Annotated in this window: 13 protein-coding genes; 3 read left to right on the top strand and 10 right to left on the bottom strand. The window is 66.1% G+C overall.

Translation table 11 applies throughout. From position 1 onward, the window contains the following. From ACM9LZ_RS23350 to ACM9LZ_RS23330, 5 genes are all read right to left on the bottom strand, one after another. Complete coding sequence (locus tag ACM9LZ_RS23350; protein ID WP_416621929.1) at nucleotides 1-1140, bottom strand: FAD-dependent monooxygenase; 1140 nt, start codon at nucleotides 1138-1140, stop codon at nucleotides 1-3. After that, nucleotides 1140-2126: a VOC family protein gene (locus ACM9LZ_RS23345; RefSeq protein WP_416621928.1), complete on the bottom strand. Its 987-nt coding sequence runs from the start codon at nucleotides 2124-2126 to the stop codon at nucleotides 1140-1142. The genes ACM9LZ_RS23350 and ACM9LZ_RS23345 overlap by 1 nt, the downstream gene beginning before the upstream one ends. A 25-nt stretch (nucleotides 2127-2151) precedes the next feature. Next, nucleotides 2152-3129 (bottom strand): MBL fold metallo-hydrolase, encoded by a 978-nt coding sequence (locus ACM9LZ_RS23340; RefSeq protein WP_416621927.1) that lies wholly within the window; start codon nucleotides 3127-3129, stop codon nucleotides 2152-2154. Nucleotides 3130-3143: 14 nt separating this feature from the next. Next, complete coding sequence (locus ACM9LZ_RS23335; RefSeq protein ID WP_416621926.1) at nucleotides 3144-5420, bottom strand: TonB-dependent receptor; 2277 nt, start codon at nucleotides 5418-5420, stop codon at nucleotides 3144-3146. A gap of 128 nt (nucleotides 5421-5548) precedes the next feature. Next, entirely contained in the window at nucleotides 5549-6586 is a 1038-nt protein-coding gene (locus tag ACM9LZ_RS23330) for an SMP-30/gluconolactonase/LRE family protein (protein ID WP_416621925.1), read from the bottom strand. A gap of 237 nt (nucleotides 6587-6823) precedes the next feature. On the opposite strand from ACM9LZ_RS23330, the gene ACM9LZ_RS23325 reads away from it, so the two are divergent. Beyond that, nucleotides 6824-7753, top strand: a complete 930-nt coding sequence (locus ACM9LZ_RS23325) for a LysR family transcriptional regulator (protein WP_416621924.1) — start codon at nucleotides 6824-6826, stop codon at nucleotides 7751-7753. On the opposite strand, the gene ACM9LZ_RS23320 is transcribed toward ACM9LZ_RS23325, so the two are convergent. The 5 genes from ACM9LZ_RS23320 to ACM9LZ_RS23300 all read right to left on the bottom strand — a co-directional run bounded on the left by ACM9LZ_RS23320 (nucleotide 7754) and on the right by ACM9LZ_RS23300 (nucleotide 14444). Beyond that, nucleotides 7754-8803, bottom strand: a complete 1050-nt coding sequence (locus tag ACM9LZ_RS23320; RefSeq protein ID WP_416621923.1) for an AbrB family transcriptional regulator — start codon at nucleotides 8801-8803, stop codon at nucleotides 7754-7756. 199 nt (nucleotides 8804-9002) lie between these two features. After that, entirely contained in the window at nucleotides 9003-9860 is an 858-nt protein-coding gene (locus tag ACM9LZ_RS23315) for a fumarylacetoacetate hydrolase family protein (RefSeq protein ID WP_416621922.1), read from the bottom strand. A 42-nt stretch (nucleotides 9861-9902) separates the two neighbouring features. Then, entirely contained in the window at nucleotides 9903-11201 is a 1299-nt protein-coding gene (locus tag ACM9LZ_RS23310) for a CitMHS family transporter (protein ID WP_416621921.1), read from the bottom strand. Between the two features lie 182 nt (nucleotides 11202-11383). Further along, nucleotides 11384-13114 carry an IlvD/Edd family dehydratase gene (locus tag ACM9LZ_RS23305; RefSeq protein WP_416621920.1) on the bottom strand — a complete coding sequence of 577 codons (1731 nt, stop codon included), beginning with the start codon at nucleotides 13112-13114 and terminating at the stop codon, nucleotides 11384-11386. Between the two features lie 445 nt (nucleotides 13115-13559). Further along, complete coding sequence (locus ACM9LZ_RS23300) at nucleotides 13560-14444, bottom strand: LysR family transcriptional regulator (protein WP_416621919.1); 885 nt, start codon at nucleotides 14442-14444, stop codon at nucleotides 13560-13562. Between the two features lie 276 nt (nucleotides 14445-14720). Here ACM9LZ_RS23300 and ACM9LZ_RS23295 point away from each other — a divergent pair, with 276 nt between their 5' ends. Together ACM9LZ_RS23295 and ACM9LZ_RS23290 are read left to right on the top strand one after the other, a co-directional pair. After that, nucleotides 14721-15725 carry a phosphoglycerate dehydrogenase gene (locus ACM9LZ_RS23295; RefSeq protein ID WP_416621918.1) on the top strand — a complete coding sequence of 335 codons (1005 nt, stop codon included), beginning with the start codon at nucleotides 14721-14723 and terminating at the stop codon, nucleotides 15723-15725. After that, entirely contained in the window at nucleotides 15722-17008 is a 1287-nt protein-coding gene (locus ACM9LZ_RS23290) for a glycerate kinase type-2 family protein (RefSeq protein ID WP_416621917.1), read from the top strand. Before ACM9LZ_RS23295 ends, ACM9LZ_RS23290 begins: the two co-directional genes overlap by 4 nt. Nucleotides 17009-17023 lie beyond the last annotated feature (15 nt).

The following is a 17023-nucleotide window of genomic DNA, read 5'->3' as shown; positions in this document are numbered from 1 at the left end:
TCAGTATGGCTCCATCAGTGCCAGGGTCGCCTCATGCAGAAGCTGGCCGGGACGGGCGTCGGGATTGTGGATGCCGGCCCATTCCTCCATCTCCCAGGCCAGGATTTGGGCGGAGCTTTCCACCACGTACCGTGCCCGGTCGAACCGGCGGGCCATGAATTCGTCCAGCAGCGGCGGCAAAGGCCCGCCCCGGCCCAGCAGGTCAGCCAGCAGCACCGCATCCTCGATGGCCATGGCGGCGCCCTGGGCCAGATGCGGTGTGGTGGCGTGGGCGGCGTCACCGATGATCAGTGTGCGGCCCTTGTGCCAGGGGGCCGGCAGCAGCAGGTTCTCCAGCGGGCGCAGGACCACGGCGGCGGGATCGGTGATCAGCGTCGCCAGTTCAGCGATCCCGCCACCATAGGCGGCCAGCCGGTCGCGCATCATCCCGGCCAGTTCGGCGGGGGGATAGCGGCAATTCTCCGGCTCCCGCGTCACCACGAACATGTACATCAGGGTCGGTGACAGGGGCACCAGCCCGACCTTGCTGTCGGGCCCGAAATAAAGCTCCCCCCATTCCACGCTGGCCGGGCGCGGCAGGTTATAGCGCCAGACGCACTGGCCCGTGTAACGGGGCCTGACCGCATCACCGAACAGGCGGCGGCGGGTGTCGGAATAGACACCGTCGCAGCCGATGACCAGATCGTAATCCCCTTCCCGTCCATCGTCGAAACGCACATGGACATGGCTGCCGCGGTCATCCAGTTCCGCAACCCGCGTGCCCAGCCGGATGGCGGCACCGGCATCACGCGCACCATCGGTCAGCACCTTGTGCAGCAGGGGACGGGTGATGCCATTGATAGGCGGCAGACCGGGGGCGGCCGCGTCGGTCGCCGCTGCGTCGAACAGGAAGGCGCCGGCCGCGTCATGCATGCGCCAGCCGGGATAGGCCGCCCCCAGTTCCACGCAGCGCCGGGCCAGCCCGATCCGGTCCAGCGCCCGCAGCGTATTATTGGGCTGGATGATGCCGACGCCATAGACGCTGAGATCGGGCTTGCTCTCGATCAGCTCCACATTGATGCCTTGCTGGCCCAGCGCGCAGGCGGCCGTCAGCCCGCCGATGCCACCGCCGATGACCAGGGTTTTCGAAACGGCGGCCATCAATGGTGCCCCTCCTTGGGCTCGATACCGGTGATGTAGTGGAAATCCCAGGCCGGCGGGTTCATCAGGAACGGCGGCAGGTTGTGGACGAAATGGGAGAAGGCGAAGAGCGGGGCCGTCCATTCGCGCGGCACCCAGCCATCATCGACATAGTCGCCGTCGGCGCCATATTCCGCCTCTCCACCCGCCGGGCAGGGGATGTAGTAGAACAGGGCGCTGTCGATCCGGTGCCGGCCCAGGCCCAGATGCGACGCCTCCCACCCCTGGCGCTGCATGTGGTTGGCGCCCACCATGATCTCGTCGATATCTTCCACGGCGAAATTCGCGTGGTGGAACCGGTGTTTGCCATCCATGCCGGGAAAGGGGGCGGAAGCGTTCAGCAGCAGCAGGCTGTGATGGTTGTTGGTGCCGTCGGCCCGCAGATACATGCCGAAGCCGCGCTGATTGTCCGACAGGCGGAAGCCCAGCCGGTCACGCATGAACACATATCCCGCCTCATAGTCAGGGATGGCGAACACGACATGCGCGATCCCCTTGGGACAGGCGCGCAGCCGCCATTTGCGGTGCTGGTTCAGCCTGCGGACATGGCCGGGCGCGTTGAGCGGATCGGGTGCGCAGGTCACCGGCACCTTGTTGAACAGCGTCAGGCCCATGGCCAGCCCGAAATCGGTGACAAAGCGGAAGACACCGTCCGTGCCCTGCGTTACGACGCGGTCGCGGGACAGGTCGGCCACCAGCGCTTCCAATGCCGCCGGGCCGTCCACACCCCATACCACCTCCCGCACCCCGTCCCCCTCCAGGGAGGAGGCGGGCAGCAACGGGTCGTCGCGGTGGCGGATCACCACCTGAGACCCTTCCGGCAGGGTGAAGCGGCGGTGATGATCCCCGCCTGCCGCGGGGCGCAGACCGAAATCCTCGAAGAAGCGTGCGGAGATGTCGATATCCCCCACGCCATAGACCAGTGAATGGATGCCAGTGATGGCCATGGGAAATTCTCCCGTTCTGGATATTTCAGTACCGGCCAAGGTCGGTGGCGACCGTCACCGGTCCCTTGAACTGGTCGGACAGGCCGCGGACATAGCCGTCGGTCGATGTTTCGCTGTCCAGGCCGGGCACCAGATGGGTCAGCACGACGGCCCCAACCCCGGCCCGTGCCGCGATGCGGCCCACCCCTTCTGGGGTCAGGTGATCCTCGTCCATGTGGTGCAGCAGCCCGTCGATGGTGGCCGGGGTCAGGCCCGGTATCTGGCGCAGGGCCAGGGCGATGGCGGGCCGGTCCATCACCTCGCTGACCAGCAGGTCGGCTCCCTGCGCCAGCGCTTCCACCTTCTCCGACGGGCCGGTATCGCCCGTGAAAACGATGGACCGGCCCTTGGCCTCCATCCGGAAGGAATAGGAGCGCTCATTGGCGCCGGGGTCGCCAGGGGCGACGTTGTAATGGCTGTTGGTGACCGCGGTCACCCTCACCACCCCGTCATCATAGATGGTGGCCGGCCTGTCCATGCTGGCCGCCAGATCGCGCGGGCGCACCGTGGCGGCCATGGGCGGGTCGGTCGGCATGCCGAGTGGTGCGCGTTCCGTCGGGGCGAAGGCCGCGACCATGCCGCGCACCATATGGTCGGTGCCGGGCGGGCCGATCACCGGCATGGGCGCCCTGGCCGCCATCACCCAGCGGTTGGCGATAAACGATCCCAGCCCGCCGACATGGTCGAAATGGAGATGGGACAGGAATACCGCCTTCACCCTCTGGATCGGCAGCCCGGCCGCGGCCAGTTGCCGCAAAGTACCGTCGCCGACATCGAACAGATAGACGGTGCCATCCACCACCAGGGCATTGGCCGGCTGCGAACGCTGGACCTGCACGCGCGGCCCGCCGCCCGTGCCCAGCGTGACGAAAGCCACGCCATCGCCCCTTTCTGCCGCCCCGGCCGGAACCGGGGCGGCAGAAAGCATCAGGGAAGCGAACAGGATGGGGATCAGTTTGCGCATCGCACAGGCCTCCGTCAGTAATGCACACCGACCCGCAGCCCATAGGTCCGGGGCGCGCGCAGGATATTGTAGACGGCGGGGATCACGGGCCGTAGGCTGGACCCCGCATAGATCGTGCGATCCTCCAGATTGTTGACGAAACCAGTCACGGACCAGAGCCCGTCGGGGCTGTTCAAGGTCGCGTAAACGTCAGAACTCCGGTAGGATTTCTGGTACTGTTCGGGCAGATACTCCGTTGCCAGATAGCGGCCGGACTCGATCCGCGTGCGGATGCCCACATCCAGCCCGTAGTCATTGGCAAGCTCGAAGGTCCGGGTATAGCCGAGATTGACCGTCCATTTCGGCGAGTTGATCTGGCGGTTGCCCGAGCAATCGACCAGGAAGGGCTGGGCCGGCGGTGCCATGGGCGGGTTGCTGGTCGCTGTGACGGTACAGCCATGGCGCAGCGGTGCCCCGCTGGCCGACACGGCGATGTAATCGAACTTCGTATATTTGCCGTTCAGATACTGGACATCGACGGCAAGCCGGTCGTTGGGCGTCAATTGGAAGTTGATTTCCGTATCCAGCCCATACATGCGCGACTTGCCGGCATTGGTGGTGATCAGGCCGGTGCCATAGGTCGTGGCCGAACTGCGGATCGGGCCGATATAGTTGACCTGTTGGTCGCTATAGTCCCAATAGAACGCCTCGACATTGACCTGCAGGCGATTATCCAGGAACCGGTTCTTGCTGCCCACCGTATAGGCCGTCAGCTTTTCCGGGGAAAAGCTGTTATCCAGGGCCGCAATGAAGAAGCCGCCCGATTTGAAGCCCGTCCCGACATTGGCATAGAGCAGGGAACGCGGGGCCGCGTCATATTCGATGCCGGCTTTCCAGGTGAAGCGGTCGAACTTGGCCTTGCCCGTGAAATCCGAGGTGACGCCCTGCCCGAAGGAGGTTTGTGTCAGGGTCGTATCCTGGGACTTCTCCTCCTTGGTGTAGCGTCCGCCGGCCACCACCCGCAAATTATCGGACAGCGACAGGGTTGCCTGGCCGAAGCCGGCCACGCTTTCATTATGCAGGCGGGTGGTGAAGTTGGTGCGCAGGACAAGACCCTGCGTGAAGTCGTTCAGGTCGACCTGCTTCTCATCGAAGATATAGGCGCCGACGACATAATCCAGAATGCCGCCGCTGTTGGAGGCCAGCCGGACCTCCAGCGACTTCTGCTTGGCCACTTCATCGACGCGGGAACTGTAACCGCCATTATAGGCCAGGAAGTCGGGCCGCGTGTCGCGATAGGCCGGCAGGACCGTCAGGGTCGCGGAACCCAGGTCGGCCTCGAAAGTGCCGGCGATGCCCCAGAAATCATTATCGACAAAGCCATCGGTGCCCGGCGGCTTCACCCGGCCGGAACTGACCATGCCGGGAAACCCCGCTTCCAGGGCCGCGATGCTGCGCGGGTCGGCGCCGCCGATCCGGTCCTTGGGATCGGGTGCTCCCGGCGTCAGCGGACCGGGCACCAGCACGCCACCGCCGCCCTTGCCGCCCTGGTGGAAATAATCCGCCACGATGGTGGCGGTCAGCCAGTCATTGGGCTCCAGCAGCAGGGAGACACGGGCCGCCTGCCCCTTCTCGTCATCATACCCGTCGGACATGTAGGCGTCGCGGTCCCGGATCTGGCCGGCCACGCGCACGGCTGCCTTCTCGCCCAGCGGCAGGTTCAGGGCCGCCATCAGCGCTTTCGTGTCATAGTTTCCGTATTCCGCCGTCATGTCGAAGCCGACCTGATCCAGCTTGGGCCGGGCCGGCAGGACATTGATGGCGCCGCCGGTGGCATTACGGCCATAAAGCGTGCCCTGCGGCCCTTTCAGCACCTCCACCCGCTCCAGGTCATAGAAGGTGCCCAGCGGGGCGGCCGGGCGGGCCACATAGACGCCGCCGAAATTGAAGGCGATGGGGTTTTCCGTGAAGGCATTGGCGGCAAAGCTGCCGACACCACGGATATAGAAGTTGGTCGCCGTGCCCACCGACGGCTGAACCACCAGGGCCGGCACCATCTTGGTCAGGCTGGTCACGTCGGACACGCCGGCGGTGGTCAGCAGATCACCCGTGACCGCAGAAACGGGGATGGCGGCCCGCTGCAGGTTCTCTGCCCGGCGCTGGGCCGTCACCACGATTTCCTCAAGACCGAATGCCGGGGCCGCGTCATCGGGCGCCGCGGCGGCTTCGGCCTGTGCCCAGGCCGCCGGTGCATAGAGACCGCAGGCAAGACCCAGCATCGACGCGCACAGGCGCCTTCCTGTTCCCTTCATGGCTTTTTCCTCTCCTGTTCACCGCTTTGTTCGGCGCGGTTTCTGACAAGAGCTTGCGACAGAGCCGTTTACCGGGGAAATCGTATCGGCGATTGGGAGCCACAAGCGTCACTTGTGGCTCCCGCCGCCTACCAATGCACCATGGGCAGGCCGGGAACGGGGCTGCGGAAGGTGGGAATGCTGGTGCCCAGCAGGCTGCCCAGATGCACCGTGCGCAGATCGGGGCCACCGAAGGTGACGCTGGCCAGCCAGGGGCAAAGCCGGCCCCGTGCCTTCATCAGCAGGTCGAACGGCACGGGCCCGCCGCCCGTGAAGGCTGTTTCCAGGGCCCGGACCGCTTCCGGGTCGCCATCGGCGAACAGTTCCAGCATTTCCCCGTCCGGCGTGATGGCGATCAGCCGGTCGGCGAAGATCATCGTCGCCCACAGATTGCCATAGGCATCAAACGCAATGCCGTCGATCATCCCGTCACCCAGGCTGGCCGGGCCATAAATCTCCCGGTCGGTCAGCGCGCCGTCGGCCTGCACGCGCAGGCGCGTCACGCGCTTGGCCGTGGTTTCTGCGACGTACAGCCATTCCTCGCGCTCATCCAGCCGGATTTCATTGGTGAAATGGAAGCCATCGGCGACGATGCGGGCGCCCTTGCCGTCCAGCAGGATGATGCAGCCATCGGCCAGATCGCGCCGGATGGCGTCGCTCCACGGGTTCACCTGGGTGGAGACGGTGATCCAGATACGATCGCGGCGGTCGCGCAGCACGAAATTGATCTTGCCCGGCGGCCGGCCGTCGACCCGGTCCAGCAGGACGCGCGTAGCGCCGTCGCGGGTCATCACCTCCAGCCGGTCGGTCCCGAAGTTGGAGATCAGGATATCGCCATTGCCGGCGAAGGCCAGGCCATTGGGCAATGTTCCTTCCAGAAGGCTGGCGGCGGCATCGCGGGACACGTCGAAATGCGGGTCCGGCGCCTGGGTGATCAGCCGCTGGCTGCCATCGGATGCAATATGCATGACGCCGCCGCGCGCATCGGCGGCCCACAGGCTGCCGTCTCGTTCGGCCAGGATGCATTCCGGCCGCCGCAGGTCCTGGCCGACCGGGGTGACAACGGCCTCCTCCACCCGGAACCCGATCAGCGGATTGGGGCCTTTTCCCTGCTTGATCACGATCATGCACTTTTCCTCCCATTGTCATCCGCCCGGATGGACGGCCTGTTTTGCGGGGGGAAAGCCTAATGGCCGGGCCGGCCGGCGGGAAATCGGCAGCCATTTTGGCACCAACAAGCCGTGCTTGTGGATGTGGGGGACAGGTTGACCGGCCGGTGATGATCAAGGATAGTGCAGGCCTGCGCGGGATCGGGACCGGCCGCCGCGCGGCGGAAAAGGATGGTGCCGGCGGGGGAATGCCCCATGCGTTTCAGCCATTTCGACCTGAACCTTCTGCGCGTGCTGGACATGCTGCTGACCGAACGCAGCGTGACGCGGGCGGCGGAAAACCTGCATGTCACGCAGCAGGCCATGAGCGGATCGCTGCGCCGGCTGCGGGATTATTTCGACGACCCGCTGCTGGTGCGCATCGGTCGGGAGATGGAATTGACCCCGCTGGCGCAAGGGCTGGTGACGCCGGTGCGCGAGGCACTGCTGACGGTCGAGGGGGCCTTGAACTATCGGCCGCACTTCGATCCCAGGAGGACGGCGCGCACCTTCCGCATCGCCATTTCCGATTATGGCTCCTTCGTCATCATGCCGCCCCTGCTGCGGCTTCTGGCGCGGGAGGCGCCGCAGATCGCGCTGGATGTGCGGGTGCTGATGGGGCATAGCTTCCTGGCGCTGGAACAGGGCGATGTGGATTTCGTCACGACCGCCCACCCGACCGATCTTTACGGCCCCTACCGGCCGGGGGATCTTATCCGGCGGGAGCGGCTTTTCTCCGACGATTTCGTCTGTATCGCCGATCGCAACCATCCGGATATCAGGGGCGGATTGACCCCGGACCTCTACCGCACCCTGCGGCACACCGCCGTCAATTTCGGCCCCAATGTGGAAACCATCGTCGAGCGCGCCTGGAAGGCCCACCATTTCCGGCCCGATATCGGATCGACGGCGCTGGGCTTCGCCACCATGCTTTTCATGCTGCCGGGAACGGTGCTGGTGGCCACGGCACAGCGCAAGCTGGCCGAGGTGCTGGCCCCGCCCCTGAACCTCGCCATCCATGAGGCGCCCATGGCCATCGGCACGCTGGAGGAACATCTATTCTGGCACGAGCGCAGCACGGACGACCCGGCCCATTCCTTCCTGCGCGGCGCCTTCCGGGAGGTGGCCCTGGCCTTGCACCGGTGATCACCCGCCGGGATCGGCCGTGAAATATCGTGCCGCGAACTGCCCCAGGATCGGGGCCAGCATCATGACCAGGACCAGCCGGGTGAACTGCATCGTCATGATGACGGGAAGATCGACGGCGACGCTGGCCCCCATCAGCATCACGACATCGGCGCTGCCGGGGTTGAGCGCCAGACAGGCGGTCAGGAAATCGACCGGCATCAACCGGGTCAGCAGCCATGACAGGCCGGTGCAGAACAGCAGGATGACGGCGATGCCGGCCAGGATGCGGGGGATGAACCGCGCACTGTACAGCAGAGAGGGCCGCGTGAAGCTGAGCCCGACATGCCATCCGATCACCGCGAAGGCGGCTGCCGATGCCAGGGGCGGCACCACCAGCGTGACCCTGCCTGTTGCCTGCAACGCCACCCCGGCGAACACCGGGAACAAAATGATGAAGACGGGGCGGCGAGTGATCAGCGTCAGCGCCATTCCGGCCGCGACCAGCGACAGGGTGGTCGCCAGGGAACGGGGGTCGATGGGTGGAAACCAGGGCGTGGATGGCCCGCCCGGCAACAGGACCATCGGCGGCCCCTCATGCGGGCTGCCCAGCCAGGAACCGAGGGCCACCACCGTCAGCGCCGCACAGACCAGGCGGAGATATTGCATGACGGCAACCAGACGCTTGTCGCCGCCATAGGCCTCCGACAGCATGACCATGGCGCCGGCCGCACCGGGAGACATGCCCCAGATACCGGCCGTGCCCGGATAGAAACGGATGCGTGTGGCTGCCACGCCGATCGCGAAGATCCCCAATATGGACACCAGATTGATGCCCACCAGCACGGGCCAGTGGGGAAAGAACAGGGCCAGAAGGGGCGGCGACAGGGCACAGGCGATAAGACAGCCCAGAACGCCCTGCGCCATCAGCGTTGTCCAGCGCGGCAGGGACGCCCCTGGCCTGTGCAAGGCGGTGACGATGCCGGCCGCCATCGGCCCCAGCATCAGGGCGGCCGGCAGGTGCGCCATGCGCAGGCTGATCGTGATCAGTGGCGTCAACACGATCAGCAACGCCCATGACCCTGCCGGCCATCCTTTCCTGCTGTCTGACATGCCGGACACGCATCCTGCGGTTGGGGCGTTCCCGCCCGGTGTCGGGATCGTGTTTGCGGCGGACTGGAAACACGATCCGGCTTTTCGCTGCCTCGATCACCGGCGCGTGCTGCGCGACGGCGGTCGCTGTCCGCTAAGCAGATTTCCCGAACGCCGCTTATACAGGGACGGCCTCCTGCCGTACCGGATTGGACAGGGTGCCGATGCGGTCCATCTCCACCGTGCAGATGTCGCCGGGTTTCAGCCAGACCGGCGGCTTGCGCATGGCGCCGACGCCGCCCGGAGTGCCCGTGACGATGACGTCGCCGGGGGCCAGGGTCATGGCTTCCGACAGGGTGGCAACCAGATCGGCGATACCGAAGATCAGGTCGTCGGTCGATGCGCACTGCATCACCTCTCCATTCAGGCGCACGGTCAGGGTCAGGCCCTTGCAGCCTTCGGGCAGTTCATCGGGTGTGACCAGTTCGGGGCCGAAGGCGCCGGTGCCGTCAAAGGCCTTGCCCATGGTCCATTGCGGGGTCCTGATCTGGAAATCGCGGACCGACCCGTCATTGAACAGCGAATAACCCGCGACATGGTCCAGCGCCTGGGCCCGGCCGATATGGCGCCCGCCCTTGCCGATGACGGCTACCAGCTCGCCCTCGTAATCGAAAAGATCGGACGCGGCAGGCCGGACCATGGCGGCGCCGTGACCCACCAGGCTGGAGGCGAACCGTGCGAAGACGGTGGGATATGTGGGAACCTCGAACCCGCTTTCGGCGGAATGATCGGCATAGTTCAGGCCGACGCAAATAATCTTGTCCGGTCGCGGAATGGGGGCCAGCAGTTCGATGTCATCCATGTCCAGCAGTGGTGCGCCGGCCAACTCGCGGCCCAGGGCAGCCAAAGCCTGCCCATCATGCAGGGCGCCCTTCAGGTCGCGCCCCAGCACCTGCACCGGCCGGCCGCGATAACCGCCATCCGCGGCGATGCCGACACCTTCGCCCTCTGCCGTCCTGTACGTGATGAATCTCATGACCGTTCCTTTGATCTTGATTGTGAGGGCACCCGGCGCGGATCAGGCCGCGTGGACGGCCCCGGTTATAGTCGCGGCGAAAAGTGCCACGAAGCAAAGCCAGATGGCCCAGGGCCAGGCGAAGCGCTGCAGGGTGCCGATATCGGTGCGCAGCAGGCTGGCGCAGAAATAGATGGGGGCGATCAGCGGGCTCAGCGAATGGCAGGGCATGCCGATCAGGGCGGCCCTGGCCACCACCTCCGGCGGCACGCCATAGGCGGCGCCCGTATGGGCCAGGATGGGCAGTACCCCCAGGAAGAACCCGTCGGTGGACAGGATGACCAGCAGGGGCATGCTGATGACGGCCGTGACGAAGCCGAAATATTCTCCCAGCCCGTCCGGCACGGCGGCGATCATGGTATCGGCCATGGCCTTGACCATGCCCGTGTCGCCGATGATGCCCGTGAAGGCACCGGCGGCCAGCATCAGGGTGACCAGCGTCATCACGGTAGCACCGTGTTCCTTCAGGCGCTCCTGCTGCTCCCTCACGTTGGGCATGTTGACCGTGACCGCCACGGCGAAGGCCAGCATGACCAGCGCCGGCAGGGGTGCGATGCCCAGGCCCATCCCGGCCATCAGGCAGATGGTCAGGATCAGGTTGAACCAGAAATTACGCGGCTGGATGATTTTGCGTGGCTTCAGGTGGCTGCCGCCCTCCCCGCCCGCCGCGATGCCTGTGACCGCCAGCTGTGCCAGCCGGCGCTTTTCCCGCAGGCCCAGATGATAGGCCAGCCCCAGGGTGGCCAGCAGCGAAAGCAGCAGGGCCGGGATCATCGGTCCGACGATATCGTCGATATCGACCTTCAGCGCGATGGCAGCGCGGGCCGCCGGGCCACCCCAGGGCAGCCAGTTCAGAACCGGGCATATCAGGCCCAGCATCAGCGCGATGATCAGCGGATTGATCCCCACCCGGCGATAGATGGGATACATCGCCGTAATGGTGATCAGTACGGCCGTGGCCCCGTCGCCGTCGAACCCGGTGATGATCACCAGCAGCGCCGTGCCGATGACGATCTTGACCGGATCATCGCCCACCACGCCGATGATCTTGCGGATGAATGGTTCGAACAGGCCGGATTCGAACATCACGATGAAATAGAGCAGCGCGAAGACCAGCATCACGGCTGTCGGCGCCGTCTGAACGATGCCGCCCACCATCATCTTGCCGATCTCCGTGCCGAAGCCGGCAAGCACTGCGAAGATGATGGGGATGCCGATCAGGCCCGCGACCGCCGATACCCGGTTTGTCATGACCAGTATCGTGAACAGCGAAATGGTGCTGAAACCCAGCAGAGCGATCACCTGAACAATCCTCCCGGACATGTAACAATGTGCGCCGGGCGCTTCATCGCTACTTTCGTTATTTCACTCAAGCTACGATGGGATGCGCGGGATGGCCAATGTCACGCCCGACAACAACGATGCATGAAACGTATGGTCGCGATCCCCGTAGGGGCCGCGGCCCCTGCCGGGATCGCTGCCGCTCAATGCTGGTTGGCCGGCACCTCGCTGCCGGTCATGCCGACCAGGAAGTCCAGGTCGCAGCCGTCATGCGCCTGGTTCACTGTGTCGACATAGAGCTTCACATAGCCCCGGCCGGCCTTGGGCGCGGGGGCGTGCCAGTCGGCCAGACGCTGTTCCAGCTCCGCGGCCGGTATCAGCAGGTCGAGCCGTCGTGCGGCCACGTCCAGCTCGATCATGTCGCCATCGCGGACCACGGCCAGCGCGCCGCCCGCCGCCGCCTCGGGCGACACATGCAGGACGACGGCACCGAAGGAGGTGCCGCTCATCCGGGCATCGGAGATACGCACGATATCCTTGACGCCGGCCGCCAGCAGCTTGGCCGGAATGGGCATCATGCCCAGTTCGGGCATGCCGGGGAAACCGCGCGGCCCGCAATTCTTCAACACCATGACGCTGTCGGCCGTGATTTCCAGCGCCGGGTCATCGACACGGGTCAGGAGATCCTCCTGATCTGCGAACACCACTGCCGGCCCCCTGTGGCGCAGCAGGCGGGGGTCGGCCGCCGATGGCTTGATGACCGCGCCCTGCGGACACAGGTTGCCCTTCAGGACGGCGATGCCGGAATGCGACTTGAACGGTCTCGCCACGCTCCAGATTACATCCGGGTTCAGGCAACGGGCGGCGGCATTGTTCTCCGCCAGGGACTTGCCGGTCGCCGTGATGGCGTCGCCATGCAGCAACCCCGCCTCGCACAGGTCGCGGATGATGACGGGCAGGCCGCCGGCCTCGTGGAAATCCTGCATCAGATAGCTGCCCGACGGCTGGATGTTCAGCAGCGTCGGAATGTCCCGGGCCAGTTCGTCCCAATCCGTGATGTCCAGCGGCACCTCCATGCGCCGGGCCACCGCCGTCAGATGGATGACGGCGTTGGTGGAACCCCCGATGGCGGCATTGACGCGCACGGCATTCTCGAATGCCTGGCGGGTCAGGACGCGGTCCATCGTCTGGCCCTCGCGCACCATTTCCACGATGCGGCGCCCCGTCAGGCGCGCCAGCACCTTGCGCCGCGCATCCACGGCCGGGATCGTGGCATTGTTGGGCAGGCTCAACCCCAACGCCTCCACGATTGCCGCCATGGTGGAGGCGGTACCCATGACGTTGCAGACGCCGTGGGACCGGTTGATGCAGCTTTCCGCCTCCTCCACATCGGCCAGGGTCGCCCGTCCCCCCCGCACGTCATCGCCCAGGTGCCAGGCATCGCGGATGCCGAACGGCTTGCCGCGCCAGCTTCCGTTCAGCATCGGCCCGGCGGATACGCCGATGGCCGGGAGGTTCACGCTGGCGGCCCCCATCAGCAGGGCCGGCGTGGTCTTGTCGCAACCCATCATCAGCACGACGCCATCAATGGGATTGGCCCGCAACGTCTCCTCCACATCCATGGAGCAGAGGTTGCGCAGCAGCATGGCCGTCGGGCGTGTCAGGGTCTCTCCGGGGGAGGTGACGGGAAATTCCATGGGCACCCCGCCCGCTTCCAGGATGCCTTCGCGCACATGTTGGGCCAGTTCGCGGAAATGCGAGTTGCAGGGTGTGAGTTCCGACCAGGTATTGCAGATGCCGATCACGGGCCGGCCATCGAAATGGTCGCCGGGAACACCCCGACTGCGCACCCAGCTTCTATGCACGAAACCCTTCGGCCCCTTGCCGCCGAACCATTGCTGCGACCGCAGGCCGGGCTTGCTGTCATCGGACATGGTTTTCCATTCCCTGTCTGTTGGGTCGTTTGCGACCCGTTGATCCTGAAGGTCTGCTTCATGGCGCGCGAAGGCGCGCAGCCATGTGCCGGGAGGCAAGCGGCACCCGCCGGCCGACAGCCGGAAGGCGGGTGCCGGAGGCTTGCGATGGGGATGCATAATCCACCGCGGCGCCCCACAGGAATGCGTGAAATCATGCGCCAAACGACTAAGCAGGTTCCTCCAGATCGGGCCACACATGGCCCGGCCTGGAGGAACCTGCCGACTCCATGGTTTGCAGATTCTCCGAGCCCGCCCATCTGTGGGCGGAGTTCGGAAAATCTGCTTAGGACCGGCAGCGCACAGCCATCCCGCGCGGACAGGCGCGGTCAGCGGACAGGCATGGGCAAGGGTGCGGCGACACGTGGGGGGGGCGCCACCCTTGTAACCCATCCTTTCTAAAATCCTACTTGCCGGCCTTGCTGATCCGGCTCCACAGCGCCTCGGCAGCGGGGGCCTGTCGCGCCTTCGGGCGCCACAGCCGGATTTCGATCGGCACATCCTCCTCCACCGGTGCGGCGCGCACCAGGGCACCGGAGGCAAGATCGTCGGCCACCAGGCTCAACGCCGTCCAGGCCACGCCCCTGCCATCCCTGGCCATGGCTGTCAGCACACTGGCCAGATGGGAAGTGAAGATCGGATGCAGCGGCGGCGACCGGCCCTTGGCCGCCCAGGCCGCCGCCAGAATCCGGCCCATGCCGGATTCCGCGGTGAAGCACAGATGCGGGGCCTGGGCCAGGTCCACCCCTTCGGCCAGACGGGGCGAGAGGACAGGCAGCAGCACATCCTCGCCAAGCTGGACCGACCGGAAATCCGAACCCAGCTTGGTGCTGGCCGCCTCATGATGGTGGCACAGCAGGAACTGCGCCCGGCCATCGATCATGATGCGCTCACACGCCACCATGTTGTCGGCCGTCAGTTCCACGGTGACGTTCATGGGCGCTTCCGCTTCCATGCGGCGCAGCCAGGCCGGAAAATAGGTCAGCGACAGCACATGGGTGGACGCGAAGCGCAGGGTTTCTACCGACGCCTTGGAAATGGCCCTTACCTCTTCCCGGCCGACATGCAGACGGCGCAACGTCTCCTCCGCCACCACCCGGAACCGTTCACCGGCCGGGGTCAGGCGCATCGTGTGCGTGCTGCGATCGACCAGGGTTGCGCCGACCCATTCCTCCAGGGAACGGATGCGCCGGCTGAAACTCGGCTGGCTGACGGCCCTTTGCTCCGCCGCGCGGGAGAAGCCGCCACAGTCGATCAGGGCCAGGAAATCGACAAGCCAATCAGAATCCATCAACTCGCTCAATGACCGCAGATCGTGGGCCGGGCGACTATATAGGCGAAACCGGCCTCGATCCAACAGGGATGGTTGGGGCCGGTCCCGTGGTGCCAAACCGGCCTGTCCGTAACGCCCGGCGGACGGCGGCATCCGGCCACGGCCGGTACCGGCGTATGAAATCATACGAACTCCGAATTGGCGGCCTGTGCCGATGATCTTTAGTTCATCAGCGATACGGCGGATGGATTTGGGGGCCGGTCCGCAGCCTGCCCCCCCATGCGGAGAGTAGAGATGACATCAGGGAACCGGCGCGTTGTCGTCACGCAGCGCTTCTTCGATCAGGCCACCATCGATTATCTGACGGCGGCGGGGTGCGAGCCCGTCCAGGCGGAACTGCCGCCCGGGCAGGCGGACGGGAACCTGACGCACCAGGAACTGAAGGAACGCCTGACGGGGGCCGCCGGCTGGATCGTGGGGCACGCGCGTGTGACGCGGGAATTGCTGGCCGAGTTGCCGGATCTGAAGATCATCTCTCGGCGTGGCGTCGGGTATGACCGGGTCGATCTGGCGGCGGCGCGCGATCTGGGCAAGGTGGTCTGCATCGCCGTGGGCGGCAACCATGAATCCGTTGCCGACCATACGATCGCCCTGATGCTGTCCGTCGGCCATCGCTTCCGCGAGACGCAAAACAACATGATCGGCGGTAACTGGGCGATCCTGCTGGGCAGCGATCTCTACCGCAAGACGGTGGGCATCATCGGCCTGGGCCGCATCGGGAAAAGCCTTGTCCAGCGCCTCAGCGGTTTCGAGGTGAAAGTGCTGGCCTACAGCGATGTCCGGGATGATGCCTATGCCGCGCAGACCGGCGTCAGATATGTCGGGCTGGATGAGCTGCTGGCGCGTAGCGACTATGTCAGCGTGCATGCGCCGCTGACACCCCAAACACGTTTCATCATCGGGCGCGACGCTTTGTCGAAGATGAAGCCCGGCGCCTTCCTGATCAACGCCGCGCGCGGCGGCCTGGTGGATGACGCGGCCCTGCTGGAGGCGCTGCGGGCTGGCACGATCGCGGGGGCCGGGCTGGATGTGTATCTGAGCGAGGCCGATCCGGCCCTGAAGCCCGTGACGCAGGCGCTGATCGAACTGCCCAACGTGATCGCCACACCGCATGCCGCCGCGTCCTCCCGCGAAGGGCTGGACCGGACCAACATGGTGGCCGCCCGCTGCGTCGTCGCCGTGCTGGACGGGAGCGATCCGGCCCCGGAATGCGTCGTTGCCGATGGCCGCGTGAAATGACCCCGCAACGCCGCCTGCTGCACGCCATGTTCGACGCGGCGGTGCAAAGCGCACTGCCGCACCATTGCCTGCCGCCGCACCTGCCGGCCCCACCCAGGGGGCGCACCATCGTCGTCGGCGCCGGCAAGGCCGCGGCTTCCATGGCACAGGCGGTGGAGGACAACTGGCCGGGGGACATCCAGGGTGTCGTCGTCACCCGCTATGGCCATGCCGCCCCCTGCCGCAGAATCCGGGTGCTGGAGGCCGCGCATCCCGTCCCGGACCAGGCCGGGATCGACGCGGCGCGCGCCATCCTGGATGCCGTGGCGGGTCTGACGGCGGACGATCTGGTCATCTGCCTGATTTCCGGCGGCGGTTCCGCCCTGCTGCCGGCCCTGCCGGCTTCCATCTCGCTGGAGGATGAGCAGGCCCTGGCCCGCACGCTGCTGCGGTCCGGCGCTGCCATCACCGAAATGAACTGCGTCCGCCGGCATGTCTCGCTGATAAAGGGCGGCCGGCTGGCCGCCGCCGCCCGCCCGGCGCGGGTGGAAACGCTGATCATCTCCGACGTGCCGGGAGATGATCCGGCCGCTATCGCGTCGGGCCCCACCGTTGCTGACCCGTCGACGCGCGGCGACGCCCTGGCGGTGATCGACAAATACGCCCTCGACATTCCCTGGAGCATACGGGCCTGGCTGGAAAACCCCGATTGCGAGACACCGAAGCCCGGCGAACTGGCCAACAGCCGCCATAAGGTCATCGCCACGGCGCAATCAGCGCTGACGGCGGCGGCGGCCGTGGCGGCGGATGCCGGCTATACCCCGCTGATCCTGGGTGACGCCATCGAGGGGGAGGCATCCACCGTCGGTCTGGTGCATGCCGGCATCACGCGCCAGGTTCTGGCGCATGGCCAGCCGGTGCCGGCACCCTGCGTCCTGCTGTCGGGCGGGGAGACCACGGTCACGGTACGCGGCCAGGGGCGCGGCGGGCGCAACGTGGAATTCCTGCTGGGTCTGTTGACCGGACTGCCGGATGTGGCCCGCATCACCGCCATCGCCGCCGATACCGATGGTATCGACGGCACGCAGGACAATGCCGGCGCCATGATCGACAGCACCACCCGGACCAGCACCACGGCCCTGCCCTTCCCGCCGGACACCTATCTGCGCCGCAACGACGCCTACAGCTTCTTCGAGGCGACGGGCGATCTCGTCAGGACCGGCGCCACCCACACCAATGTGAATGATTTTCGCGCCATCCTGATCGAGGCGCGATCCCCGATAGTGGAGTTCCACCCACCATGACAAAATCCACCACGC

The organism is Niveispirillum fermenti (genome assembly GCF_048066175.1).
GTDB classification, from domain to species: Bacteria; Pseudomonadota; Alphaproteobacteria; order Azospirillales; family Azospirillaceae; genus Niveispirillum; species Niveispirillum fermenti.
Note: the sequence above shows the minus strand (reverse complement) of the source record. Positions and strands in the feature narration are given on the sequence as shown.